Consider the following 25,606-nt stretch of genomic DNA (forward strand, 5'->3'; position numbering starts at 1 on the left):
AAACGAGCGCCGTCGAGGCAGGACAGGAGAACCGGCGGCGGGGGCTGGCCATCGGAACCTCCGCGCAGGAAGTCGGCCCGGCCACTTCCTGCGCCGGCCAACACCCGCCCGGGAAGGCCGGGGGCCGGCGGTAGGGGCCTCGGGAAAGCCCGGCGCGGGGGCGCGGGCCGGGCAGCTTTGTGCGGCGGGATGGCGGGGCGGCGGTAGGGCGGCCCTGGGCCGGAGGGTCTACGGCTGGCGGGTTCCGTCGAGGTACGCGAGGACGGCGAGGACGCGGCGGTTGTCGTCGTCGGAGGCGCCGAGGCCGAGTTTGGCGAAGATGTTGGAGGTGTGTTTGCTGACCGCGCCCTCGCTGAAGTGGAGGCGTTGGGCGATGGCCGCGTTGGAGCGGCCCTCGGCCATCATCGCGAGGACGTCGCGTTCGCGCGGGGTGAGCATGGCGAGGGGCTCGTCGTAGGCGTTGCGGGCGAGGAGGCGGGTGATGACCTGGGGGTCCATGACGGTGCCGCCGGCGGCGACGGTGTGGACGGCGTCCACGAACTGGTCGGCCTTGGAGACCCGGTCCTTGAGCAGGTAGCCGACGCCGCCGGCGCCGTCGGCGATCAGTTCGCGGGCGTAGAGCTGCTCGACGTGCTGGGAGAGGACCAGGACGGGCAGGCCGGGCTGTTCGCGGCGGGCGGCGAGTGCGACCTGGAGGCCCTCGTCGGAGTAGGTGGGGGGCAGGCGGACGTCGACCACGGCGATGTCGGGGCGGTGTTCGGCGAGGGCGGCGGCCAGTTGGGGCCCGCTCTCCACGGCGGCGACGATGTCGTGGCCGTGGGCGCTCAGCAGCAGTTCCAGTCCGTCCCTCAGCAGGACGAGGTCCTCGGCGAGGACAACGCGCACGGCAGCTCCATGATCAGCCTGGTCGGGCCCCCCGGGGGGCTGGTCAGCGTGAGCGTACCGTCGAACACCGAAAGTCTGCGCTGGATGCCCCGCAGGCCGCTGCCGCCGGCGGGGTCGGCGCCACCCCGGCCGTCGTCGGTGACCTCGGCGCGCAGCAGTCCGGCCGCGTGGCTGAGTTCCACCGTGGCGTGCCTGGCGTCGCCGTGCTTGACCGCGTTGGTGAGCGCCTCGCTGACGGCGAAGTACACCGCCGACTCCACCGGGGCCTCGGCCCGGCCGGGCAGTTCGGCCCGGACGTCGACCTTCAGCGGCACGTCCAGTGCGAGCGCCCGTACCCCCTCGGCGAGGCCGCGTTCGGCGAGCACCGGCGGGTGGATGCCGCGCACCAGGTCGCGCAGTTCCTGCAGGGCCTGGGTGACGTTCTCCTGGGCGTCCGTCACCACCTGCTTCGCCTTCTCCGGGTCGCGGTCGATCAGCGGCACGACCGCGCCGAGCCGCAGGCTGACCGCGACCAGCCGGGCCTGTGCGCCGTCGTGCAGGTCCCGTTCGATCCGGCGCAGTTCGGCGGCCTGGGCCTCGGTGGCGTCCAGCCGGATCTCGGTGAGCTGCTCGACCCGCTGGGCGAGCCGGGAGCGTTCGGTGGGGCCGAGTAGGCTGCGGGTCCACCGGCCGTGCAGGTGCAGGGCGGGCCGGGCGAGGGCGAGTCCGGCGGGGACGAGGACGAGTCCGAGGAGCGGCCCGAGGAGGCCGGGCATCGGCAACAGACCGTAGCCGAGGCCGGGTTGGGGCAGGACGGGCTGCGCCAGCCCGTACAGGCCGTAGCCCGCCAGCAGCGGGGGCGTGGCCGCGACGGCGCCGCCGACCAGTGGGTCGGCGAGCAGCCAGCCGGCGTCGCGCCAGGTCGCCGGGTCGTTCCAGAGCCAGCGCAGGGTGCGGGCGAAGGACGCGAACCGGCGGTTCTTGTGGTAGTCGTGGCCGGTCCAGAACCAGCCGTGCAGGGTGCGTTCCAGCGGCGGGAGCGGCACGTACGGCACCGGTACGGGCACCTGCGACCAGTGGCCGGAGGCCCACCGGGCGGCGCCGGCGAGGGAGCGGACCACCCTGGTGGCCACCGGGAACAGCGGGACCATCCCGAGGCAGCCCCAGAGCAGGAACGAGACCAGGTAGAGCACGGCCAGCACCGCCCCGACCGGGACGAGGAGCGTGAGGACGGCGAGACGCCCGAGCGCCCGTACGGCGGTGCGCAGCGCCTCGGCGCCTCGGGACTGCGGGGTGCTCACGGGGCCTCCGGACGGGTCAGATGCTGGACGATCATGATGGCAGCGGGCCCCGTGCGCCTACTCACGGGCGGTGGCGTGCTTGGCCCGGATCAGCCGGTACACAACGAAGAGGCAGACCGTGCCCAGCAGGACGAACCCCGCCGCCACCGGCACCTGCCACTCCGGCGGCAGGTAGAGGGCCAGGAACCAGCTCCGGTTCGCCGGTGGGAGGAGCGACATCGCCAGCGCCACCCCGCCCTGCGGGGCGACGCTCAGCATTCCGACGGTGACCAGCAGCCCGGCGAGCGCCGTGCGGCGGCGGGACAGGCCGTCCAGCAGGTCCTGCTGCTCCTGCTCCTCCGGCGAGCGGGCCGGCGCCGGCTCCGTCCCCCGCCGCACGCCCTTGCGCATCACGTCGAGCAGCTCCGGCCCCCGGGTCTCCAGCCGGTGACGGGCCGCCCGGCCGAGCCACCCGGCGTACAGCAGTCCGGTGCCGAGGCCGACCGCCGTCCCCGCCCACCGCAGCGGCGCGTTGTGCAGCAGCGTGCCGGCCAGTACGACGCCGGCGGCGGGCAGGGCGGCGGCGAGCTGGAGCAGCAGCACGGCCAGGCTCTGCATCCGGGCCTGGTCGCCACTCTCGTCGCTGAAGCCGTCCAACGGGTTGCCGCCGGGCAGGTCCGGGAACGGTGCCGGGCCGAGCAGGGACGTCAGCGGGGTCAGGCCCGCCCCGGCGCCGAGCACGGCGGGCAGGGTGGCGAGCAGCCAGGGCCAGGCCCAGCCGTTGGGGACGGCGAGGGTGACGGCCACGGTGAGCAGCAGGGCGGCCGGCCCGACCACCAGCAGCCAGGCCCACTGCCGGGCCCGGACGTCGATCCGCTCGGCGCCGGGGGCGACCAGGGTCAGCCACAGGGCGCCGGCATCCAGGCCGTACAGGCTGGAGCCGAGCGCGCCGGCGTACAGCGCGAGAACGACACCGCTCCACGGCAGCACGGTGGAGAAGCCGCCGAGCATCGGCAGCAGACCGGTGAACAGGCCGCTCCACAGGGCGATCCGCAGGAACCGGGCCCGGCGCGGGTCGCGCGCCCACAGCCGCAGCTCCTTGCCGAGGACGGCGCCCGCGGGGCTGTCCGTGACGGCCCGCAGCCGGGCGCTCCGACGGGCGGCGCCACGGCGGGCAGCGGTCCGGCCACCGTCGGCCGTGCCGCGCGCCAGCTGGCGGGAGAGCAGGGCGGTCCAGGCGGCGAAGAGCAGCGCGCAGAGGGCGAGCAGTCCGCCGAGGCAGGCGCCGGCCAGGGCCCAGTCGGAGCGCCGGGCGGCGTCCACGGCGACCACCGACCAGCCGGACGGCAGAGCGCGTACGACCGTGCCGATCACCGGTGCCCAGTGGCCGCCGAGCAGCTCGAAGAAGAAGGCGAGACCGAACCAGCCCGTGTTGAGGAACCCGCAGACCAGCCCGACCAGCAGCGCGGAAAGCTCCCAGCCCAGCCGCGTACGGGCGACGCTGCCGAGGCACTGCAGGCTCAGCTTGGCGAGCACCACGACGAGCAGCAGCTGCAGCAGGGTGGCCGGGACGGAGACCAGCGCGGGCAGCAGGCCGAGCCCGGCGCCGAAGACGATCAGCACCGAGAAGGCGATGAGGCCGACGAGCGGGGTGATGCCGACGAACGAGGCGGCCAGCAGGCCGAGGGCGAGCCGGCGCGGGCGCTGCGGCACCAGCGTGAAGTAGGACAGCCGCAGGGTCGGGTCGCCGCCGGTGAGGGTCGGGCCGAGCGCCCAGCCGACGGTCCAGACCAGCAGCACCAGGGCGATCGTGCCGACGCCGGACTCGGGAGCGGGGAAGTCCACCAGGCCCAGCAGGGCGGTGCCGACGGCCGTCAGGACGCCGCCCACGCCCCCGGCGATCAGGCTCGCGGCCCGGGGGCCGGACATCGACCGGCGCAGGACGGCCAGCTTCATCCCGGTCAGAACGACCGCGGGGTTCAGGGGGCCGCCGGAGTGCCGGGGCCCGCCGGGGTGCCGGGGACCGCCGGGGTTCGGCACATCCGAGGGCTTCAGGACGCCAGCCACGACAGCCCCTCCTCCCCGCCCGCACGGCCGCCCACCAGCTCGACGAAGACCTCCTCCAGCCCCCGCCCCGCCCGGACCTCCTCCACCGGCCCGGCCACCAGCACCCGGCCCGCAGCGATCACGCCGACGTGATCGCAGAGCTGCTCGACCAGGGCCATCACATGGCTGGAGAACACCACCGAGCCGCCGGCGGCGACGAAGCGCTTCAGAATGACCCGGATCGTCGCCGCCGACACCGGGTCGACGGCCTCGAAGGGCTCGTCCAGCACCAGCAGCCGGGGTGCGTGCAGGAGTGCCGTCGCCAGACCGATCTTCTTGCGCATCCCGGTGGAGTAGTCGATCACCGGGGTCCGCCCGGCCTCGTCCAGCTCCAGGACCCCCAGCAGCTCCTCGGCCCGGGCGTCCACGGTCGCACCCGGCAGACCGCGCAACCGGCCCAGGTAGTGCAGCAGTTCGGGCCCAGTGAGCCGCTCGGGCAGCATCATGCCGTCCGGCAGCACCCCGACCAGCGCCTTGGCCCGCACCGGGTCGCTCCACACGTCGACCCCGAAGACGGCCGAGCTGCCGGCGTCCGGCCGCAGCAGGCCGACCGCCATCGACAGCGCCGTCGTCTTCCCCGCCCCGTTCGGACCGACCAGCCCGTAGAACGAACCGCTCGGCACCACCAGGTCCACCCCGTCCACGGCGGTGTGCGCCCCGAACCGCTTCCGCAGCCCCACCAGCCGCAGCGCGGGCGCCCCCTCCGCCACTGTTCCCTCCACAGCGCCCTCCCCGAACCCGATCCCTTACGCCCGCCCCGTCCCGGGGGGCGGCTCGTGATCGAATCTAGGGACCGCAGATCAGCGGCAGAATCCAGCTGCACCCCGGTTGGGGGTGGGCCTGGACCCACCCCCGGGCCACGGACGACAGGAAGGTGCCCCGCCTCCCATAAAGGGAGACGGGGCACCGCCGGTCATGGCCGACCGCTCAACACTGCGCTGGCGGGCCGACCTTGTCCATGTTGAGGTCGAGGCGTTCCTCGGCCGACTCGCTGCCCCGACGGACCGCCACCTTGTACTCGCCCTGGAGGTTCCTCGGGATTGCGACGGTGTAGACGGTGCGCAAGGCGCCCGCAAGGTCGGCTGAGTACACCTTCAGGACCGGGAAGTCCTTTCCCTGACAGGACAGATGGTCGACCGCCTCCCCGCTGGCGACCAGCCGGATGGCCCACGAGGATTCTCCATGGTGGTCGGTCAACCCGCTGTCCTCGAAGACGTCGACCCCGGGAACCGGTGCCTCCGCCGTCCGCTTCGCGGTCTGACACATCCCGGCCGTGACGGTCTCCGATGCGACGCAGAGATCGCCGGTCCTCTCCGACACCCAGATCAGCTCCGGCCCGTGCGCGCCGTCGTACTCGGTGAACCGGCCACCGGCCGGCGCCGTCCCGTTCTCCGTCGCGAACTTCAGGACCAACTTCTTGATGTTCTCCGGAAATGCCGGACGGGCAGTGACCGTCGCCGCACCGCCACCCGCGGCGGTCGGCCCGCCACCTCCGGGCAGCGAAGCGCACGAGCTGACGCCGCACACCAGGCCCACGAGTACCACACCGAGCTTCACAGGACGTCCCGCCACGTGGCTCATCCTCCTTCCTCATGAAGTCGTTTCTCCATGCCGTCCCGCGACCGCGCCGTCACCTGTCGACGTGCATCTCGGGCGGCGAATCGAAGGTAACGCGGTTCCAGCTGACGAACTGAATGGTCGACCACTCCTTCCGCGTCACCGTCCCGTTCTTGTGGTAATAGGTGGTCTGGTAGGAATTCTTGTGGAACAGCGGCGCCCACCCATATTCCTGTCCGGCCTTGACCTTCACAGGCTCCGTCATAGTGACCGTGTTCGCATCGGTCGTGGCGTCGGTCGTCTGGCTGCCCGTCTCGGTGGTGGTGTTCCAGTTTCCCTCGGCCTCGATCTTGACGACGTCCCAGGCCTCCAGCGATCCGGCGATCTTCCGGCCTTCGGACTTGGTGGTCTTGTCAGCGAGTTGCTTGGTCCACTGCTTGGTCTTCGACCTGCTCTCGGTGAGCTGTTTGACCGTGTCCTCCTTTGCCATCTGCACCTCTGCCCCGATGTTCATGTTGAGATAGTCGTCCCACGTCTTCTCGGTGGAGGTGGCCACGACATCGTCGCCGCCCGAGGGCATGTCCTTGATCACGTCGGAGGCGGGGACCGGCTTCAGCTTCTTGTTGTTGGCGGGGCTGCCTGCCGGCGGCGCACCGTGGATGTACGTCTCGTAGCCCGCCCGGCGGGTGGCCTCCCCGGCCTTGATCTCGGCGACGACCTGGTTGTAGATCGGGCTGTCCTTGGAGGTGTCGATCACGGTCCCATGGTTCGTGCACACGGCCATCCCGTTGGCACACTCCTCCAGGGCCAGACCGGTGGGGTCCGAGTAATTCACGGGGTTCCCGTTCGCATACCCGTAGGCGTTCCACTGATTCGGGTCATCGGGGAGCATCAGCGGGTCGGCGCTGAGGAAGCGGCCGGTGCTGGGTTGGTACTGGCGGGCGCCCAGGTTGGTGAAGCCGGTCGCGTCGTCCTTCAGGCCGTTGACGAAGCCCTTGTCGCCGGCCCAGGAGTTGGCCGCGCCGGAGCCGCGCAGCACTCCGAACGGGTCGGTCCACCGGCGGGTCTCGCTGGTCGTGGCCGAGTCGATGGACAGGGTGCCTGTCCCGTGGTTGTCAGTGAACTGGTAGGTGAGCTTGGTCGGGCCCTGGCGGACGAGGGTGACGCCGCCGGGCAGGGCGTAGTAGCGGGTCCCGGTGCTGGTCTTGGAGCCGCTGTCGTAGGTGAGTTCGTCTCCGTCGCCGAGGTTGACGGTGACCTTGCCGGGGTTGCGGCGGATCAGCTGGTTGCCGTCCGCGTCGTAGACGTAGGACGTCGTGGCGCTACCCTGCTTCAGCGTCGCGAGCTTGCCCTCGACGTCCCAAGTCAGGTCCGCACCGTTGGCCGCGTCCACCGTCGTCCAGGTGTGGGAGTCCCACTTCGGCACCCAGCCCGGCGCGTACACCATGAACTTGCCGTCGTCCTGAACGACCGCGAAGTACTTGCTGTTCGGGCCGACCCACGACTGGGAGGACCACAGCGGCACGCGCTGCGGGTCGTAGACGACGAAGTTGCCGTCGTCCTGCATCGTCGCCCACGCACCCGGATGGTTCGCGGTGTTCGTCGACCACGTGACCAGCCCGGTCCGCAGCGACGTCAGCACCAGGTTGCCGTCGGTCTGCATCGTGAGCTGCACGCTGCTGGAGCGCACCGACTCGCCCGGGTTGAGGACGAAGCCGGCGCCCAGGGTCTTGTTCGCCCCCGGGTTCGCGATCTTCGTCGTGTTCCCCGCCGCGTCGTACTGGTAACCACCCGGTGTGCTGCCGTTGTTGGGGAAGGTGGACTTGACCGTGGTCGGGACGTGCACACCACCGGTGCCGCCGCCCGTGCCCGCCGCCGAGGTCGGCGCGTTGCGCGAGCCGGCCGCCGGGAAGACCTGGTCGATGGCCAGGTCCTTCGACTGGTCGCCGGTCGGGTTGTGCATGACCAGCCGGGTCCGGTTGCCGACCGCGTCGTAGGTGTAGTCCTGCCAGTACGGCGCACTGCCACCGACCGTCGTCGTCCCGGCCGTCGAAGCCCCGCTCGTGGGAGTGGAGTTGGCGCAGGCGCCCTGCCCGGCCAGCGACGGGGTCGGCTGGTTCAGATTCCCGGTGTCCGACCACGCCGTCGTCACCCGACCGAGGTAGTCATAGGTGAAGCACTGCAGGTCCGTCTGGTCCGGACTGTTGTCCGGGACCGTACGGATCGCCGTGATCCGACCCGCCGGGTTGTACGCGTACGTGGTGTTCTGGACCGTACCGGTCGTGGACGTCTGCTTGTCCACGTACTGGGTCAGCAAGCGGCCCGTCGACTCGTCGTACGTGTTCGTCGCCACGACCTGGGTGCCCCAAGGGTTCACCGTGTCACGGACGTTGCGCCCGTACGCGTCCCAGTCAGCCTGCCGCAGATACGTGTACCCCGAACCACTGACGTCGTTGAGCTGACCGTAGTCCTCATAGTTGTAGTTCACCGCCTCCTGCGCCAGATCACCCGCCGCAGCCCGGCCCTCCGACACGATCGAACCACTGAGCGGATTGAAGGCCGCCGTGTAGTCGAAGGTCACCTGCCCGGTCTTGCCGATCTCCGCACCCGGAATGGAGACCGAGGTCTTGGTCGCCCGGTACGCCACGTCGTACTCACCGACCGACTTGGTGTACGCCGCACCGCCCGCTCCACCGACGTACCGGGTCGACGCCGTCGGCTGCCCCTTCACAACCGTGTCGTAGGTGTAGCCCGTCAACTGGTTCCCCGGAGCCACCGAACCGTTGAACGTCCCCGTCTTGCGACCCAGCAGGTCGTACGTGATCACGACCGTCTGACCACGCGCATCCATCGTCGACGCCAACCGCCCCGCACCGTCGTAGGTTCGCGTCGACACACCCGTGTCCGGATCGTCGGCGCGCACCACCCTGCCGCGCTGGTCGTAGCCAAAGCTCCAGGTGTTCCCAGCCGGGTCCACCCGGGTCGCCGCCTGACCACCAGGCGTGTAGGTGTAGTTGGTGACGTCCGCGTCAGCCGGGTTACCCGTCGCCGAAGCCGTCCTGTACTGCCACAACTGTGTCTTGCGCCCACGCGCGTCCGTAACCGTGCTGGTGGCCGTCGCACCCGCAGGCGGCGACACGTCCACCCGGTCCGCACCGGGATACGCCGTCGTCGTCGTGGTCTGCACCTTCCCCAGCGCCACGAACTGCGTGCTCACCGCACGCCCCAGACCGTCGAACTGCACCACGCTCTGGCTCGGCACCATCGCGCCGTCCGGGATCCACCGGGTCGTGTTCGGCTTGTTGGTGTCCTCGTAGTAGGTGCTGAAGGTACGGCCCACCTGCCCCTGAGAGTCATAGAACGTGTCCGCGATCAGCCGGCCCTGGTACGCCGAGACCGCCGGATCGCGCTGCGTCTGCACGCCACGGCCGAGACCATCGAGGATCTGCGTCGACGTGCCGTAGGCGGTACCACCCGGTCGCAAGGTCTTCGTCGTGACAGTGGACGGCGACTGGGTACCGCTGACGGCGTAGTCGAAGGTGACGCTCGCACTCGCCCCGGTGTCGCGCCCAGGAATCCAGAGCGCCCGAAGGCGACCCAGGCCGTCGTACGCCTTGGTCGTGGTGCGGCCGTTGAGATCAGTGGCGGTGAGTGGCAGGGCGCGGCCCGGGTCGACCGTGACCGTGGACGTCCGGGGCGTACCCGCATCCGGCGCACCGGCCGGCGCCGGAGTGCCCGTGACCACCTTGTTCGGCACCTCGCCCGGATTCGCCGAACTGTACGCCGTCGTCGTGATGGCACCGTTCGGGTTGGCGCTGTCCGTGACCGTTGGTCCGGCCACTGAGGTGACCCGGCCGTAGGCGTCATACGTGCTGGTCGTCGTGGTGACGTACTCGGCAGTGCCCCCGCCGTCGTAGCGGTCCAGCACCTGGGTACCGGTGACCTCACCCTTGGCTCCCGCACCGCCGAAGCCCTGGCCATCGAAAAGCGTGCGCGTGGCGGACACCGTATTGACCGAAGTCTGGTCGGCAGTACAGGCGTTGGCGCCCGACACCACGAGCACTTCGGATACCAGGCCGGTCATCTGCGAGTTGGCACCGGTCGCGTAGCTGTTACGCGTACAGACGTCCGGTGTACCGTCTGCGGTGCTCAACGAGCTGATGACCCTGTCGTTGTTCGCCGGGTCGCTCGTCGTCACCGTCGATGAAGTACGGGTACCGGTCGTGGTCTTGGCAGTCGTGGTCGAGGTCACCCTGGTGGCCTGGAACCGGGCGACGAGGTCCGGCAGGCCCGCGCGGTTGTGCGTGGCCTTAACTGCGGGAGCCTCATAGGCATTGACGGTATACGAAAGCGGCGATGCCACGTCGGCCGAAGCGTCCGGGTAGGTGTCCGTCTCCAGGACCTGCCCCGCCAGCCAGTCGGAGTCGGGCCGGTTTCCGCTCTTCACCCCGGCGATCGAGGCCGCCCTGGGCTTGCCGTCGGACTTGATGTCGCCGTCCATGCCTTGGTAGTAGCTGGTCGTCGACTTCGACTGCGGGCCGTCCTTGCCCGACCCCGTCACCGCGGTCACGCTCGCGAAACCGCGGAACTGGTCCCAGGTCCGGTAATCGGACTCGACCAGCGGACTGTCGTTGCGGCGCCACGCGGCCGGACCGTAGGTGTAGGAGGTGGTCATCGGCACAGAACCGGCGATGAGGTTGCCGTTCGGGTCGACGGTGACCGTGTCGACCGGGTAGCGCAGGAACCAGTCGTCCACCGTGGACTGCAGCTGCGGGTCGAACCACCTCACGTTGAAGCAGGCCATGGTGTCGCTGTCCGCCGAGCCCGGCATCCGCCCGGCCGCGCGCGAGCACGAATCCTTGGTGTAGGAGACCGTGATCGTGCCGCCGGTCTCATTGGTGATCACCGCCATGCGCGGCCGGTTGTAGCGCGGACGCGCCGGCACCAGACCGTCCACCCGGTTCGGCAGCAGCAGGTCCGCGAAGGTGACCTCAGGAAGCGACTGCTCGGCCTGGCCGTTGGCGGTGTCCTTGCCGGTCCGCTTCACCGACTGCAGCCACGCGATCGGCGCGTTCTCCGTCGCGTTCTGCGGCGTCTTGAAGACGTGGGTGAACTCGTACTTGTCCACCGGACGGTAGGAACCCCCGGAACGGATCGAGGTCGTGATCCCGTTCAGCCACCGCGTCGACCAGTACGTGGGGCCATAGTTGGTGCAGGCGCCGCTCTCCTGGCACAGCTTGTCGAGCGGAGCGTCCGGCCAGTTGGCGGCGTTCGCCGCGGTCCGCTGCGACGGGTCACACGCCGCGGCCCCCGAGACGCACCGCTCACCCGAGTCGAAGTCGACCCGGGCCGCCGCCTGGTACGAGCCCCCCGCGCCCAACTGGTCGGACAGCAGCTGCCCGTACGTGATCGCCGACAGCACCCCGCCCCGCGTGTACGGGGTGTTCGTTCCCTTGCCGCCGTTCTGCGCCCCGCCGCGCGCGTACCAGTTGATCTCGGGAGTGTAGGAGTACGTGGTCAGGTTGCCGTGCGTGTCGACCACGTAGTCCAGATTCCAACGCCAGGCCGTCTGGCACCACGAGCCCTTGCCCTTCGACCCGTCGTAACACGGGTCACCGGGGTTCGGCGAGTACACCGGCACCGTCCACGCCGACTTGCTCTCCGGCCCGACCTTGCTCGGCGAACCATCTGCCGCCGGAAGCTGGTTGAGACCGAGGTAGTACACCGTCCCGAAGGTGTCCGTCACCTTCAGGTACGAACCGTTCCACGTCCCGTTGTTCGCACCGGTCAGGAACTCGACCTTCGTCCCGTCATCGTCCTTCAACCGCCAGGTGCACTTCGACTGCTCATCGGTCGCGGTACCACTAACGCACGAGGCATCGTCCGGTACCAGCTCACCAGAATGCCCACCCAACGACAGCGACAGGTTCGGCCCTCCCCAGCACTGGTCCGCCGAACCCGTGATCCCTGCCTTGTCGCACACCCCGTACGAACGCTCGACGAAACCCGCGCTCAGGTCCCAGCCGTCACCGATCCAAGACGCCTGCGCGTTCGTGGACGCCGTTTTGCCGTCCACCGACGCCGAGTCGTATCCGAGGGCCAGCGAGGGCGCCGACCCGCCGAGCGAGGGCGGCACCACGATCGGGTAGCTGTACGTGAACGACCCCGACGAGCTTCCGGCCGTCCACTTCTGACTGGAAGCCAACGGCGTGGCGCTGTAGGTGCCCGTCCCGCCCGAAGGCGTGGCGTCCAGCGCCAGCAGCACCTGCCCCGGCGCGGCGAGCGACTCCGCCGCGACGGCGGACTCCGTCCGTGCGCCCTTCGACTTGCCACCCGCGGCCGGTAGATCGACATCCGCCACCAGCCGTTTCGCCTGCTCGTCGTAGCGCGACGCGACCGGCGTGCGAGTCCGACAACCTTCGGCGGACGGTGTGGTCAGCGCGCACTCGGGCAGTGCCACCAGCCGCGCGCGGGGGGCGAAGTCGCCGCCGACGCCCAGCGCTCCGAGATCGAGACCGACCTGCACCTTGCCGGCCTCGGCCGCCTCACCCCTCGACAGCGCGACGATCGTGCTCTGCGCGCCCTTGTCGGCCTCGGCAGGCGGCGCCACGACCTTCACCCGCACGAGCACGGCTGACGTGACGTCACCTCCTGCCACCGGCGCCAGCCAGACTGGCAGGTCGCCCGCCTGCTTCGATGCGCCGGTTCTCGGGTCCAGCGCGACGTCCGCGCTGCCCTGCTTGGGCTGCGGCACCGACTTCGGCGGCACCCAGTTCGGTGAACCGGTCTGCGGCGCCACCGACTTCACCTTGTCCGTCGCGCCGCGCACCGAGGCCGTCTTGGACAGTGGCGTGCCGGGCGGTGACCAGATCCGGTCCTTGTCCGCGCCGCCCCCGGGCGCCGCAACGGCACTGCCGAGCGGAGCCGCCAGGACGGTCAGCACGGCAAGTGTGCTCAACACCGCCAAACGGGATTTTCGCCACCGCGACGGCGAAGTCTCCCACCCGGCATCACCGGGTGGTCGTTCGGGAAAAGAGGACATTTCCACCCCCATGAGAAGTCCGCACCGCGGCTCGGCGCGGACAGGTCTCGCTGGAGGGTAGGGGGCTAACGATCCAGCAGTCGAGCGGCTTGAGGATCCTCTGAGGTAGTGATTGAGATCACAGTCGAACGAAATCGGCGGACGGCCCGTCAAAGCGGACATCAAGCGCGGCAAGTCAATTGACGATGAACCAGCAATGCGGCAGCTTGCTGCAATACCTCCGCAGACGATCCGATTACCACCGGAGTCCGCGGCCGATCTCACACACCTCTCCTCGAAGGGGCTTCACCATGCCCGCTCCCTCCGGAGCCTCCTCCGGCATGCGCAGAACCAGGCACCCGTCGCGGCGCTCCTACGCCGTCGCGGTCGGCCTGGCGCTCGCACTGACCTCGCTCGGGCCGGTCACACCGCTGGCGTTCGCCGGCGACTCCCCGTCCGGCACGACCCCTGGAGCCGCCTCCGGCATCCCGAAGGCACTGGCCGACCAGATCTCCGCCGGTGACGCCAAGTTCGGCGGCGAGAAGCCCCAACTCCCCGGTGACAAGGCCCTTGCGGAAGCGAAGCGGACCGGGAAGCCGGTTTCCGTAACAGAGTTGACCGACGAGTCCAGCGAAACCGTCGCCCTCCCCTCCGGCCACTTCTCCCGTACCCAGCACGCCGAACCCCAGCGGGTGAAGCAGAACGGCGCCTGGGCGGACCTGGACGGCACCCTGGTCCCCGACGACCAGGGCGGCTACCGGCCGAAGACCGCCGTCGCGGGCGTCCACCTGTCCGGCGGCGGCAGCGGCCCGCTCGGCACCCTCACCAGCCCGGACGGCGAGTCCCTCACCATCGACTCGCCCTTCCCCCTGACCAAGCCGACCCTCGACCCGGGCGGCCAGGCGCTCGTCTACCCGGAGGTCGCGCCCGGCATCGATCTCAAGGTCACCGCCTCCAAGCTCGGCGGCCTCTCAACCGTCCTCGTCGTCAAGACCGCCGAAGCGGCGAAGAACCCGGCTCTGAAGACGGTCCGCTTCCCCACCAAGGCCAAGGGCGTCACCGTCAAGGCCGACGACGCCGGAAACCTCACCGCCACGGCCAAGGACGGCAAGACCCGCTGGCATGCCTCCACTCCGCAGATGTGGGACAGCACTGTCGCGGCCACCAGCACTCCCGGCACGCCCAAGGGCAAGGCCTCCGCCGCCCAGCGCGACGGCGACGACCCGCGCCAGGACCAGGACCGGAACAGCACCGCCGAAGGCCCCGGAGCCGGCGCCAAGGTCGCCACTATGAAGACCACGGCCTCCGGCGACGCCGTCGAGCTGACCACCGACGACTCCGTCCTCGGCAAGGGCCAGGGACCCTGGTTCATCGACCCGGGCTGGCTCTACGACCGCCGCGAAGCCAACGCCTGGACCTGGACCCAGTCCCAGTACCCGGGCACCTCCAATATCGGCCGCACCGTCGCCAACTCCGGTGACCAGTACGCGCAGCCGGGCGTCGGCTACCAGGGCTGGCGGACCGACAAGGGCATCGAGCGCTCCTACTTCCAGTTCGACACCCGCTGGTACAACGACATCGTCATCAACAAGGCGGTGCTGTCCGTCTGGGAGGCCAAGTCCTCCGACATGTCCTGCACCAACCAGTACCAGGTCGACCTCGCCCTCACCGGGCCGATCGACAACAGCACCACCTGGAACAACTCCCCCGGCGTGGTGGCCTGGTCCGGCTCGGCGAACGTCGGCGGTGCGGGCCAGAACGGCTGCGGCGGCAACACCCAGTTCGACTACGACGTCACCGGCGTCTACCGGCAGTACGCGCCCAGCCACGACACCCTCACCTTCGGCCTCTTCGCCCACAACGAGTCGGACAGGATGGCGTTCAAGCGCCTGACCTACAACCCCGCCGTCGTGGTCGAGTACGACCGGGTGCCCAACACCCCGACCAACCCGTACGTCTGGCCCGCCCCCTCGACGGCCGTGCCGTGGGCGGAGAACCAGGGATGCGACGGCAACAGCATCGGCTGGATCAACTCCGACGCCGGCTTCCCCGGTTACGTCACCCTCAACGCCAAGGTCAGCAGCAACGCGCAGTCCTCGCTGTACGGCTGGATGCACATCTGGGACTACGCCGACCTCAGCGCCGACGTCGACTCCGGCTACACCGCCGAGGTGCCCAACGGCGGCAACGCCGGCTTCCAGGTCAAGCAGGGCGTCATCAAGGACGGCCACGTCTACGGCTGGGGCGCCATGGCCTCCGACAAGCTGGTCCAGCTGTCCGCCTCGACCCCGATGTGCCGCTTCGGCGTCGACCTGACCCCGCCGACCATCTCCGTCCCGAGCGTCTACAACGTCCTGTCGGCCGCCGAGCTGGCGGACAAGTTCCCGCCGTCCGGCAACGGCCAGGTCACGAAGAAGCACGTCGGCGAGCAGGGCCTCGTGCCCTACACCGCCACCGACCCCGCACCGGGCGGAAACGCCTCCGGCGTCATCTGCGCCCGCTGGGGCTGGGACCCGCAGCTCGGCAACGTGAGCTGGTCGTGCGGCGGCTCCATGCCCAAGGACGGGATTCCGGTCACTCCCGGCCGTTGGGGCACCAACATCCTGTACATGCAGGTGATGGACAACGCCCGTAACGTCTCCCCTGTCGCCCAGTACTCCTTCTACGTACCGTGGAACCCGGACGGCCCGCCGCCGGTCTTCGGTGACGTCACCGGCGACGGCGCGCCCGACATCCTCACGGCCGACCAGGCCGGCTACCTGCGCGCCTACGACGCCCCGGGCAACCCGAACGCCAAGAGCCCGTCCGTCTCCCCCGTCTCGACCCCGGCCGAGGCCCCGGGCGGCAAGAGCTGGACGGGCGTCCAGCTCACCCACCGCGGCACCCTCACCGGCGGCAACAACATCGACGACGTCATCGCCCACGCCACCGGCGACCCCGAACTCAAGCTGTACCCCAACCCCGGCAACACCGGCGTCTACGGACGCGTCGACAAGCCGGTCGCCCTCGCCAAGCCCAAGTGCGCCAAGACGTCCACCGAGGACTGCTCCTGGCTGACCGCCGCCGGCTACAACGCCAACGACTGGTCCACCACCCTGCGCATCGCCGCCCTCGGCGACCCGGTCAACGCCGACCTCGACCCCAAGCTCGGCTTCAAGAACAAGACCGGCCTGCTGACCGTCGAGTCCACCAACAACGGTGCCGACGCGGCCCTGTGGTACTACCCGGCGACGAACGCCAACACCCTGGGCAAGCCCGTCCAACTCGCCGCCTCGGGTTGGAAGGACAAGGAGCTCATCACCCCCGGCGACTGGGCCAAGCAGGGCCACCCCGGCCTGTTCACCCGCAACCTCGCCGTCACTGCCGACGGCGGCGCCAAGGACGACCTCAACGGCATCACCTTCAACACCAGCACCGTCCTCGGCACCGACAACCAGGGCCAGCCGATCAACGACCCGTCCGGCAAGCCGCTCATGGTCCCGACCCTGACCGGCATCGCGACCTCGACCAAGATCGGCGGGGTGCCCAGCGACACCTGGACCACCCTCGGCTCCGACGGTGACCTCACCGGCAACGGCAACTCCACCCTGTGGGGCAAGAAGGCCGACGGCACCATCGACATCTGGTGGGGCAAGCCCACTACCCCCGGCACCCCGACCGCCGGCTACACCTGGCAGGTCGGCCCCAGCACCATCGCCAACACGGCCGTCAACCCGGCCCAGTGGGCGCTGGACGGCCGCACCGGCGGCGACACCGGGGACACCAACAAGCTGTACAAGAACGGTGACGCCCCGGGCACCACCTACCCGACCGGAGCCACGCTCACCGACGACCACAACCGCGCCGCCAACAAGGCCACCTCCTTCGACGGGGCGTCCGTCTACCGCACCACCGCACCCGTCAACGCCGGCGCCGTCAACCCCGGACTCGACACCTCCCGCAACTACAGCGTCTCGGCCTGGGTGAAGGTCAACAACACCAACGGCTACCAGACCGCCGTCTCGCTCACCGGCGACGTCGCCAGTCCCTTCTACCTGCAGTACTCGAAGGTGTTCAACAACTGGGCCTTCGTCGCGCCGAGCAACGACAGCCAGAGCCCGACGGCCTGGTACTCCGCCTACGACCGCACCGGCCGCACCGGCGTCACGGTCGGCCAGTGGACCCACCTGACCGGCACGTTCAACGCCGACACCTCGACGATCACGCTGTACGTCAACGGCAACGCCGTCGGCACCGACAAGATGCCCGCCGGTTGGAAGCCGGCCCCCGGCAGCCTGAACGTCGGAGGCGTCACCTACAACAAGGCCACCCCCGGCGACCTGCTCAACGGCGCGATCAGCGACGCTCGGGCCTACCCGTACGCGCTGACGGACCAGCAGGTCAACACGCTCGCCACCACCGACTCGTCCATCCAGATCCGCAGTGCGGTCGACAGCGGCAAGTGCCTCGACAACTGGGGGGGCTCGGCCGGAGCCCCGCTGCGGATCTACGACTGCTGGAACGGCGACAGCCAGCACTTCACGATGACCAAGGACAACCGGATCAAGCTCCCGGTCTCCGGGCGCTGCCTGGGCACCGCGGACAGCCCGGCCGTCAACGGCACCGCAGTCGTCGCGCAGGACTGCGGCAGCAACCCGGGCGCCCAGACCTGGGTCCGCCGCTACGACAACTCGCTGTACAACCCCGGCTCCGGCCTCTGCCTCGACCTCCACGGCTGGAACACCACCAACGGTCAGGGCCTGGACGTCTGGCAGTGCGCGGACCAGGCCAACCACCACTGGATCTTCGAGGCCCAGCAAACGGTCTGACGGCCCCGGGAACCACCGCGGCCCCTCGTCGAGCCACCGCTCGACGAGGGGCCGCGCCGTTCTGCCGGCAGCGGTCGCTGATCGCAGGCGGGGTGTCTTCGACGAATCCCTCAGTACCACCCGGTGTGATCAACCGGGATCTCCGAGTAAGGTCCACCCACGACGACGCGCCCCCGGGACCGAGGAGTGTGACCGTGCCCGACCATGAGCGGCAGGCAGGCCAGTTCGAGCACCTTCGGCCGCGGATGCGTGCTCTCGCCTACCCGCTGCTGGGGTCGTTCGACGAGGCCGAGGAGGCCGTGCGGGAGGCCTGGGTCAGGCTCGGCCGGATCAATCCGGAGGAGGTGGCGGACCTGTCCGCGTGGCTGGCGGTGGTGACCGGCCGGGTGTGCCTGGGCCTGCTGGACGCGCGGACGGGACGACCGCGGCTGCGCCTGCCGGACGTGGTCGTCGAGCCCGAACGGTCCGGCGGGGAGTCGCAGGCCGCCCCGGTCGGTCTCACCCTGTTCGTCGCGCTGGACGGGCTGGCCCCGGCCGAGCGGGTCGCCTTCGTGCTGCACGACCTGGTGCGCCTGCACGTCGACCAGGTCGCGACCGTTCTGGAGCGGACCACGGCGGACACCCGCAAGCTCGCCGAGCAGGCCCGCCGCCGGGTGCGGGCGGCGCGCGAGGCGGACGGTGACGACAGGCCGGCCGCCCGCCGCAGGCTGGTCGACGCGTTCTGTGCGGCGGTGCTGGACGGCGACCCGGCGGCACTGGCGGCCGTCCTGGAACCGGAGGCCGAACTGCGCGCGGACGGCTGGCACCCGCTCCGCGGCGCCCACGAGGTGGCGGAACACACCGTGGCGCTCTGCCAGGGCGGCGGACCGGCATTCACCCCGGTGCTGGTCGACGGCTCCCCCGGCGCCCTGGTCACCCGGGACGGCGTGCCTGCGGCGGTGCTCGGCTTCGCGGTCCGGGGGGGCCGGATCAGCCGGGTCCACCTGCTGCTGGCCCCGGAACGGCTGGCGGCGCTCGACGCCGACGCCCTCGGCCCCTGAGGCCGCCCGCGGAAGGCTGGACCGGGCCCTCGGACAGCCGGAACGGTCCGGGCGCGTCAGGGCACGGGAACACGGCGGCCCGACCCCCTCGGGTGTCGAGGGGACCGGGCACCGGGCGTATTGCGACACTGGCGATGTCATTGACCCGTGTCAGATCTGCTCGGGTGTCAGCAGGCCGCGCTGGTAGGCGCGGACCAGGTGCTTGGGGACGAGGTGGCGACGGCCGTCGGTCTCGATCGGGACCAGGTCCGGGGCGGTGGCCTTCCACTGGGCCCGGCGGTGCCGGGTGTTGCTGCGGGACGTCTTGCGCTTGGGTACGGCCATGGGTGATTCCCCTTTCGGAAGTTGGTGTTGAACGGGCTGCCGGTGCTCAGGCCACCGGGTCGAGCATGTCGTCGAAGGCGTCCGGCAGGTGCTTCCAGCCCTCCTCTCCGGAGGCGAGTTCCTCGTCGGTGAGCAGGCACGAGTCGAGCAGCTCGACGATCCCGTCGGCGTCCAGGCCCTCGGCGGTGAAGCAGAGTTGCTGCACCCGGTCGCCGTAAACCGGGTCCCAGTCCAGGGCGGCCGCCGCCCGCCGCTGCGGCGGGTACAGCTCCCAGCAGGCATCCGGCAGCGAGGCCAGCCACGGGCCGCACTCCTCGACCACGAGGCTCGCCCCCGCCGCGTCCCACCCCAGCAGCAGATCAGGCCGGTTGGCGAGCCAGAACCGCCCTCGGCTGCGCTGGGCGGCCGGGACGAGCAGGTCGAGCGCCTCGTGGAACCGAGCCGGGTGCAGCGGGCGCCGGCGCTCCCACACCAGGGTCGCGACGCCCGCCTCGTCCTGCGGGTACGGGAGCAGTGCGAGCGCCGGGTTGACCCGGTCCCGGGCGGCGGGCACGTCGAACCCGGCCAGCGCCGCGGGGGCGAGCGTGCCCGTGCCGAGTGCGACCGTACGGGCGGCGGGGTGCAGCTGGCGCAGCATGGCCAGACCGGCATGGAGCCCGGACGAACCGGCGGCGTCACCCGCCTCGGGGACCGCGTGGACGGTGGCGTACTCGATCTGCCGCGTGAGCGCCTCCGCACGGGTCCGGGTGTCGTCGGCACAGGTGTCGGCCGCGTGCTCACGGAGTGTGTCGGGCACTGACAACTGGGGAACGAGGCGCAACGGATCGACGGCGGCGACCACCCCGGCCACCACCACCGCCTCGGACAGGCAGCGGCCGTCCACCTCGCCCTCGGCGATCACCTCGACCGCCGGGTGCGGGTCGCTGCCGCCCCACAGCTCGACCACCGCCAGGCGGTACCGGCCGGCGTCGGCTGTCCGCAGCAGTTCGGGGAGCAGGTCCTCGCGGAGCGCGCAGCAGGGGCAGTCATCGGTCAGCGGGACCTCCGCCTCGCGGCGGGTGCCGGCGGCGTCCAGGATGTCCCGCCGCACCCGGCCGTGGACGGCGTCGGTGAGGTCGTGGTGCAGCACGATGGTGTTCCCGCCGCTGCTCAGCAGTTCCAGGACCGCCTGGCGGCGTTCGGCCTCGTCGAGGCCGGCGACGACCACCACGGGAAGGCGGGTGTCGTCAGGCATGGCGTATTCCTTTCGGCGTTGCGGCTTCCGGCCGTGCGGTGGGAGGAGGGGTCGCGCCCCGGGCGGCGGCGGTCCGGGAGCAGCCCGCGGCGCGACCGTCGGCGGGCCGGGCTACCAGCTCGACCTGCGCACTCCGGGCAGCTGGCCGGCATGCGCCAGGGTGCGCAGGTTGATCCGGGAGAGGCCGAAGGCACGGAGGTAGCCGCGTGGGCGTCCGTCCACGCTGTCGCGGTTGCGGACCCGGGTGGCGCTGGCGTCGCGGGGCTGGCGCTGCAACTCGGCCTGAGCAGCCGCCCGCTCGGCGGGGCTGCCGGCCGGGGAGGTGATGGTCCGCTTCAGCTCCGGCCGCCGCTCGGCATGCCGGGCGACGACGACGCGGCGCTGCTCATTCTTGGCGATCTTGCTCTGCTTGGCCATCAGACCTTCTCCCCGCGGGCGCGGATGCGGGTGACGGCCGCCTCGATGCCGATCGTGTCGACGGTCTTGATGCCCTTGGCACTGAGGGTGAGGCGGACGTACCGGCCCTCGCTGGGCAGCCAGTAGCGCTTGCGCTGGATGTTGGGATCGAACCGGCGGCTGGTGCGACGGTGCGAGTGGGAGATGGTGTTGCCGAATCCCGGCCTCCGGCCGGTGAGCTGGCAGTGGGCGGACATCGCGCCTCCGAAAGAGCAGGACTGGTCGCGGCCTCGGCCCGGGAATGCCGTGGCCGCAGGTGACGTTGCCACACTACACGCCTAATGGAAACGAAAACCATTTCGCTATAAGGTGGCTCAACCGTCACCGATCCGCCCCAGGAGGACACCGTGGCCCGCAACGACCTGCGCCCGATCATCAAACTCCGCTCCACCGCCGGTACCGGCTACACGTACGTGACCCGCAAGAACCGGCGCAACGACCCGGACCGGCTCGTCCTGCGCAAGTACGACCCCGTGCTCGGTCGCCACACCGAGTTCCGCGAGGAACGCTGACCCCACCCCGCCCAGCCAAGGAGAACGTGATGAAGCCCGGCATCCACCCCGCCTACCGCCCCGTCGTCTTCCGTGACCGCGTCGGCGGGCTGACCTTCCTCACCCGGTCCACCGTCCCCAGTGACCGCACCATCGAGTGGGAGGACGGCAACACCTACCCCGTGATCGACGTGGAGATCTCCTCCGCCAGCCACCCCTTCTACACCGGCCAGTCCCGCGTGCTCGACACCGCGGGCCGCGTCGAGCGCTTCGAGCGCCGCTACGGCGCCGCGGCCGCCCGCCGCAAGGGCTGAGACCGGGACCACGTACGAATGCCGGTGTGCCCTCTCGGATCCGAGGGGGCACACCGGCGTTCGCGCGTACCGGGGCGGGATCGCAGCCGCAGGTGCTCGATGTGGGCGGCGTCGGCCCGCCACGGGGCGACTGGGGCATGGGCCGGCGCGCATGTCGGGAGTGCCGTGGAGACATCGGCTCCATGACCCGCTACGGATGAGCCCGGACAGGTACCCGAGGCGCGCCGGCTCCGCCCAGGGCCGATCTCCGTCACCGGCCCGCGATCGGAACGGCCTTCTGGCGCACGCGCGCCCGGTAGCGCTGCGGCGACTCCCCGACAACGCGCTTGAAGGCCGTGCTGAACGCGCTCTCCGAGCCGTAGCCCAGCTCGGCGGCGAGCGCTGCGACGCGGGCGTCGCCGTTCCGCAGCGCGCGCTGGGCCAGCAGCATGCGCCACCGGCCCAGGTAGGTGAGCGGCGGTACACCGGCGGCCTCGCGGAACCGCTCCGCGAATGTGGTCCGGGACATCGCGGCGGCGCGCGCCAACTCCTCCAGCCCCCAGGCGCGTTCGGGGCGGCCGTGGAGCAGGTCGACGGCGGGGCGCAGGCGCTCGTCGACGAGCAGGCGCAGCCAGCCGGAGGGCAGGAGGGTCTGGTCGACGTAGCAGCGCAGCACCTCCAGCAGGAGCAGTTGGCCGTACTGCCGGATCGCGAAGGCCGAGCCGAGCCGGTCGCCGGTCGCCTCGTCGAAGAGCCGCAGCAGGGCGGCGAGCAGCCGGTCCCCGTCCGCGGCGGAGGACCGGATGTGGGCCACCGGCGGAAGCGACTCCAGCAGTAGTGTCCGCCCGGCCTCGTTCACGCTGACGCACCCGCCGATCACGACGTCGTCGACGGCAGGGTCCGAGCCCGCGAAGCGGGCGGTGGCGAAGTCCGACTCCGGTCGGACCTCGCGGCGCGGCGCCGCGCCGGCCTCGAAGGCCACCCACGAGCGCCCGGTGAGGATCGCCACGTCACCCGCCACGAGGTCGATCGGTTCGACGACGCCGTCGGTGGTGAGCCGGGTGCGCCCGCTCACCACCGCGAAGAACTTGACCGGATCGGTCAGCGGACCGCGGCCCCACCAACCGCCGCGGGCCGCGATCCCGCCGGTCAGCACGCTGCGCACCTCGACCAGGTCGAGCGCCTCGGAGAGTCGGTCGGGATCCATGTCCGTACTCTCGCGCAAGAAATCGGGATTCACAAGGATTCAAAGTCCGGCGACCGACAGACAGGCTGGTGTCAGCGACCCAGCAGGAAGACCTGAAGGAGACACTGTGCGCTACCGCAGCCTCGGCCGGACCGGAATCAAGGTCAGCCCCTACGCCCTCGGCGCGATGATGTTCGGCGCCCTCGGCAACCCCGACCACGACGACTGCGTCCGCATCATCCACCGGGCGCTCGACGCCGGCATCAATCTCGTCGACACCGCCGACAGGTACGCTCACGGCGAGTCGGAGGAGATCGTCGGCCGGGCGCTGAAGGGACGGCGGGCCAACGTCGTGCTCGCGACCAAGGCCCGGAGCCCGATGAGCGACGAGCCGAACCACCAGGGCGCGTCCCGGCGCTGGCTGGTGCGCGCGCTGGAGGACTCGCTGCGCCGCCTCGACACCGACTACGTGGACGTCTACCAGATCCACCGCCCGGACCCCGACACGGACATCGAGGAGACCCTCGCGGCCCTCACCGATCTGCAGCGGGCCGGCAAGATCCGCACCTTCGGCACGTCGGCCCTGCCGGCCTCCGACATCGTCCGGGCGCACTGGGTCGCCGAGCGGCGCGGGCTGGCCCGGCCGCGCACCGAGCAGCCGGTCTACTCGATCCTGAACCGGGGCATCGAGTGCGAAGTACTCCCGGTGGCGCAGGAGTTCGGCATGGGCACCCTGGTCTGGTCGCCCCTCGGCGGCGGCCTGCTGACGGGGCGGTACCGCAAGGGCCGGGCGGCCGCGACGCACCGGTCCAGGTACGGCTTCCGGCACCTCGCGGACGACCGCCGGCTCGACGTGGTCGAGCAGCTCATCCCGCTGGCCGAGGAGGCCGGCCTGCCGCTCACGCACCTCGCGATGGGCTTCGTGCTCGCTCACCCGGGCGTGACGTCCGCCCTCCTCGGACCGCGGACCATGGAACACCTGGAGGACCTGCTCGCGGGCGTCGACGTCGCCCTCACCGACGACGTGCTGGACCGGATCGACGCGATCGTGCCGCCCGGCACCGACACCGGCACGCTCGACATGGCCTACCAGCCGCCGGCCCTCCAGCGCCCCGAACTGCGCCGCCGACCGAGCGGCGAGCGCGCGGCGGCATGACGTCGGCTCCGGCCGGAGCCCGGCCTGTGCCTGTGGCGCCCCGGCCGGTGTGAGGAGCAGCGGAAATCACCGTGACGTCCGAGCGGTGGGCGTTCCTGCCGCGCCGGCGCAAGGCCGCCGCCCTGTGGCCGCGTCACGGAGCGCCGAGGGCTGCTTCCTGCCGGTCGAGGTCGTGCTGGAGGCGTCGGCGGGTGGTGTCGCTGATGCGGTGCTCCTCGTAGAGGCGGTGCAGCTCGGTGCTCTGGACGGCGATGACCTCGTGGCGCAGCTGGCGGTAGGCGGCGTCGGCGGTGGTGCCGTCGGCGGTCTCGGCGGTGCGGTCGAGGCGGGCGGTGAGGCCACGGCGGACCCGGTCGATGGCGGTGTCCGGTACGGCCTCCAGTTCGGCGAGGTGCTCGACGTGGTCGAGGGCGGCACGGTTGAGGGCGTCGTGGGCGTCCTCCTCCTCGCGGGCGGTGTGCTCGGGTTCGAGGGCGAGCCCGGAGCGGTTGACGACGGCGGCGAGGGTGAGGCCCTGGACGACGAGGGTGAACACGACGACGGCGGTGGTGAGCACCAGGACCAGCGGCCGTCCGGCGAGCTTGGTGCCGTCGTCGGCGAGCAGCGGGATGGAGAGCGCGGCGGCGAGCGGCATGACGCCCCGGGTTCCGGCCCAGGTGACCACCCCGGCGACCCGCCAGGACAGTCGGCCGCCTCCCTGGCTGGGCTTGACCGCCCGGGTCAGCGGCAGTGTGGAGAGCACCCGGACGGCGATCAGCACAGCAGCGAGCGCAAGTGCCTGCAGCGGCCACCAGCCGGTTCCGGAGGGCAGGTCCCGCACCAGGGTGGGCAGTTCCAGACCGACGATGCTGAACACGACGCTCTCCAGCAGGAACACCACCACCGCGTACACGGCGTGCAGCTGCAGCCGGATGTGCGCGTCGGTGAGCCGGTGGCCGGAACGCCCGAGCAACACGCCCGCGACCACGACGGAGGTGACGCCCGAGGTGTGCGCGGACTCCGCGAGCACGTACGCCGCGTACGGCGTGACGAGGGCGATCACCGTCTCCAGCACCGGGTCGGTGGTGCGGCGTCGCACCAGCCAGACCAGACCCGCGACGGCGGCGCCGACCACGCTGCCGCCCCCGCCGAGCAGCAGGAACTCCCCACCCGCCGCCGGCAGGCTCACCGAGGCGCCGACGGCCACCGCGATCCCGATGGCCACCTTGAACAGCACGAGCGAGGTGGCGTCGTTGAACAGGCTCTCCGCCTGCACCAGGACCTGGACCCGCCCCGGCAGCGCCAGCCGACGACCGAGCGCGGTGACGGCCACCGGATCGGTGCTGGAGAGCACGGCACCCAGCACGAAGGCCATCGCGGGCGGAAGCCCGGCAACGGCCACGGCCACGAAGCCGACGGCGGCAGCGGAGGCGAAGACCAGACCGAAGGAGAGGATCGTCACCGGCCGCCACACCGTACGCAGGTCGCGCAGGGACAGTTCCTCGGCGGAGGCGTACAGCAGCGGCGGCAGGACCACCATGCCGATCACCTGGGGCGGTACGTGCAGCGCGGGGACGCCGGGTATCAGCGCCACCCCGATGCCCGCCAGCACCAGCAGCGACGGCGCGGGCACACGCAGGCGCTGGGCGAAGGTGGCCACGGCCGTGGCCAGAACCACCAGAACGAGAACGATCGCCACAACGTGCATCGGTGGAAGGACCCCATCGCAAGAACCGGGGTCACCGCCGCCGATCGCCGCAGTCATCCCCCGCGCCGACCAGGCTTCCCGGCACACCTGCGGTCATCTTATC

The 25,606-nt window shown here is 71.1% G+C and carries 17 protein-coding genes; 5 read left to right on the forward strand and 12 right to left on the reverse strand.

Features of this window, described 5'->3' with window-relative positions; all coding sequences use genetic code 11:
- Positions 1–228 precede the first annotated feature (228 nt).
- From BOQ63_RS14325 to BOQ63_RS14350, 6 genes are all read right to left on the reverse strand, one after another.
- A complete protein-coding gene (locus BOQ63_RS14325; protein ID WP_030289971.1) occupies positions 229–885 on the reverse strand; it encodes a LuxR C-terminal-related transcriptional regulator in 657 nt (218 codons plus the stop codon).
- Positions 849–2,165, reverse strand: coding sequence for a sensor histidine kinase (locus tag BOQ63_RS14330; protein WP_030289973.1), 1,317 nt, complete (start codon positions 2,163–2,165; stop codon positions 849–851). The genes BOQ63_RS14325 and BOQ63_RS14330 overlap by 37 nt, the downstream gene beginning before the upstream one ends.
- Before the next feature lie 57 nt (positions 2,166–2,222).
- Positions 2,223–4,211 carry a cytochrome d ubiquinol oxidase subunit II gene (locus BOQ63_RS14335; protein WP_150475900.1) on the reverse strand — a complete coding sequence of 663 codons (1,989 nt, stop codon included), beginning with the start codon at positions 4,209–4,211 and terminating at the stop codon, positions 2,223–2,225.
- The gene (locus BOQ63_RS14340; protein ID WP_223885932.1) at positions 4,196–4,972 is read right to left on the reverse strand and encodes an ABC transporter ATP-binding protein; all 777 of its coding nucleotides are present in this window, start codon (positions 4,970–4,972) and stop codon (positions 4,196–4,198) included. Before BOQ63_RS14340 ends, BOQ63_RS14335 begins: the two co-directional genes overlap by 16 nt.
- Positions 4,973–5,177: 205 nt before the next feature.
- Complete coding sequence (locus BOQ63_RS14345) at positions 5,178–5,822, reverse strand: hypothetical protein (protein WP_141763853.1); 645 nt, start codon at positions 5,820–5,822, stop codon at positions 5,178–5,180.
- A gap of 58 nt (positions 5,823–5,880) precedes the next feature.
- Positions 5,881–12,750, reverse strand: a complete 6,870-nt coding sequence (locus BOQ63_RS14350) for an RHS repeat-associated core domain-containing protein (protein ID WP_050366484.1) — start codon at positions 12,748–12,750, stop codon at positions 5,881–5,883.
- Positions 12,751–13,169: 419 nt separating this feature from the next.
- On the opposite strand from BOQ63_RS14350, the gene BOQ63_RS14355 reads away from it, so the two are divergent.
- Positions 13,170–17,636 carry a LamG-like jellyroll fold domain-containing protein gene (locus tag BOQ63_RS14355; protein WP_072654387.1) on the forward strand — a complete coding sequence of 1,489 codons (4,467 nt, stop codon included), beginning with the start codon at positions 13,170–13,172 and terminating at the stop codon, positions 17,634–17,636.
- Between the two features lie 194 nt (positions 17,637–17,830).
- Positions 17,831–18,676 carry a sigma factor gene (locus BOQ63_RS14360; protein ID WP_030289980.1) on the forward strand — a complete coding sequence of 282 codons (846 nt, stop codon included), beginning with the start codon at positions 17,831–17,833 and terminating at the stop codon, positions 18,674–18,676.
- Between the two features lie 150 nt (positions 18,677–18,826).
- Here the strand turns inward: BOQ63_RS14360 and rpmF are convergent, their stop codons facing one another.
- The 4 genes from rpmF to rpmB all read right to left on the reverse strand — a co-directional run bounded on the left by rpmF (position 18,827) and on the right by rpmB (position 20,887).
- On the reverse strand, positions 18,827–19,000 hold the full coding sequence (rpmF, locus tag BOQ63_RS14365; protein ID WP_030289981.1) for a 50S ribosomal protein L32: 174 nt from the start codon (positions 18,998–19,000) through the stop codon (positions 18,827–18,829).
- A gap of 46 nt (positions 19,001–19,046) precedes the next feature.
- On the reverse strand, positions 19,047–20,234 hold the full coding sequence (locus BOQ63_RS14370) for a CobW family GTP-binding protein (RefSeq protein ID WP_072654388.1): 1,188 nt from the start codon (positions 20,232–20,234) through the stop codon (positions 19,047–19,049).
- Between the two features lie 111 nt (positions 20,235–20,345).
- Positions 20,346–20,651, reverse strand: coding sequence for a 30S ribosomal protein S14 (gene rpsN, locus BOQ63_RS14375; protein ID WP_030551897.1), 306 nt, complete (start codon positions 20,649–20,651; stop codon positions 20,346–20,348).
- On the reverse strand, positions 20,651–20,887 hold the full coding sequence (gene rpmB / locus BOQ63_RS14380; protein WP_030289985.1) for a 50S ribosomal protein L28: 237 nt from the start codon (positions 20,885–20,887) through the stop codon (positions 20,651–20,653). The genes rpsN and rpmB overlap by 1 nt, the downstream gene beginning before the upstream one ends.
- Before the next feature lie 150 nt (positions 20,888–21,037).
- On the opposite strand from rpmB, the gene rpmG reads away from it, so the two are divergent.
- On the forward strand, positions 21,038–21,202 hold the full coding sequence (rpmG, locus tag BOQ63_RS14385; RefSeq protein ID WP_030289986.1) for a 50S ribosomal protein L33: 165 nt from the start codon (positions 21,038–21,040) through the stop codon (positions 21,200–21,202).
- A 29-nt stretch (positions 21,203–21,231) separates the two neighbouring features.
- Positions 21,232–21,495 carry a type B 50S ribosomal protein L31 gene (locus BOQ63_RS14390; protein ID WP_030289987.1) on the forward strand — a complete coding sequence of 88 codons (264 nt, stop codon included), beginning with the start codon at positions 21,232–21,234 and terminating at the stop codon, positions 21,493–21,495.
- A gap of 250 nt (positions 21,496–21,745) precedes the next feature.
- Here BOQ63_RS14390 and BOQ63_RS14395 read toward each other — a convergent pair whose 3' ends face one another.
- Positions 21,746–22,681: an AraC family transcriptional regulator gene (locus tag BOQ63_RS14395; RefSeq protein WP_030551900.1), complete on the reverse strand. Its 936-nt coding sequence runs from the start codon at positions 22,679–22,681 to the stop codon at positions 21,746–21,748.
- 106 nt (positions 22,682–22,787) lie between these two features.
- On the opposite strand from BOQ63_RS14395, the gene BOQ63_RS14400 reads away from it, so the two are divergent.
- On the forward strand, positions 22,788–23,816 hold the full coding sequence (locus BOQ63_RS14400; protein ID WP_072654389.1) for an aldo/keto reductase: 1,029 nt from the start codon (positions 22,788–22,790) through the stop codon (positions 23,814–23,816).
- A gap of 133 nt (positions 23,817–23,949) precedes the next feature.
- Here the strand turns inward: BOQ63_RS14400 and BOQ63_RS14405 are convergent, their stop codons facing one another.
- Positions 23,950–25,503, reverse strand: a complete 1,554-nt coding sequence (locus tag BOQ63_RS14405) for a Na+/H+ antiporter (RefSeq protein ID WP_030289990.1) — start codon at positions 25,501–25,503, stop codon at positions 23,950–23,952.
- Positions 25,504–25,606: the final 103 nt, after the last annotated feature.

The sequence above is a fragment of the Streptomyces viridifaciens genome (assembly GCF_001888885.2).
Taxonomy (GTDB): Bacteria; Actinomycetota; Actinomycetes; order Streptomycetales; family Streptomycetaceae; genus Kitasatospora; species Kitasatospora aureofaciens.

Excerpts from the sequence above, each read along its gene's own strand:
- BOQ63_RS14390 (WP_030289987.1), top strand. The coding sequence starts at position 21,232 with ATGAAGCCCGGCATCCACCCCGCCTACCGCCCCGTCGTCTTCCGTGAC.
- rpmF (WP_030289981.1), bottom strand. The coding sequence starts at position 19,000 with ATGGCCGTACCCAAGCGCAAGACGTCCCGCAGCAACACCCGGCACCGC.
- BOQ63_RS14405 (WP_030289990.1), bottom strand. The coding sequence starts at position 25,503 with ATGCACGTTGTGGCGATCGTTCTCGTTCTGGTGGTTCTGGCCACGGCC.
- BOQ63_RS14370 (WP_072654388.1), bottom strand. The coding sequence starts at position 20,234 with ATGCCTGACGACACCCGCCTTCCCGTGGTGGTCGTCGCCGGCCTCGAC.
- rpsN (WP_030551897.1), bottom strand. The coding sequence starts at position 20,651 with ATGGCCAAGCAGAGCAAGATCGCCAAGAATGAGCAGCGCCGCGTCGTC.
- BOQ63_RS14355 (WP_072654387.1), top strand. The coding sequence starts at position 13,170 with ATGCGCAGAACCAGGCACCCGTCGCGGCGCTCCTACGCCGTCGCGGTC.
- rpmB (WP_030289985.1), bottom strand. The coding sequence starts at position 20,887 with ATGTCCGCCCACTGCCAGCTCACCGGCCGGAGGCCGGGATTCGGCAAC.
- BOQ63_RS14395 (WP_030551900.1), bottom strand. The coding sequence starts at position 22,681 with ATGGATCCCGACCGACTCTCCGAGGCGCTCGACCTGGTCGAGGTGCGC.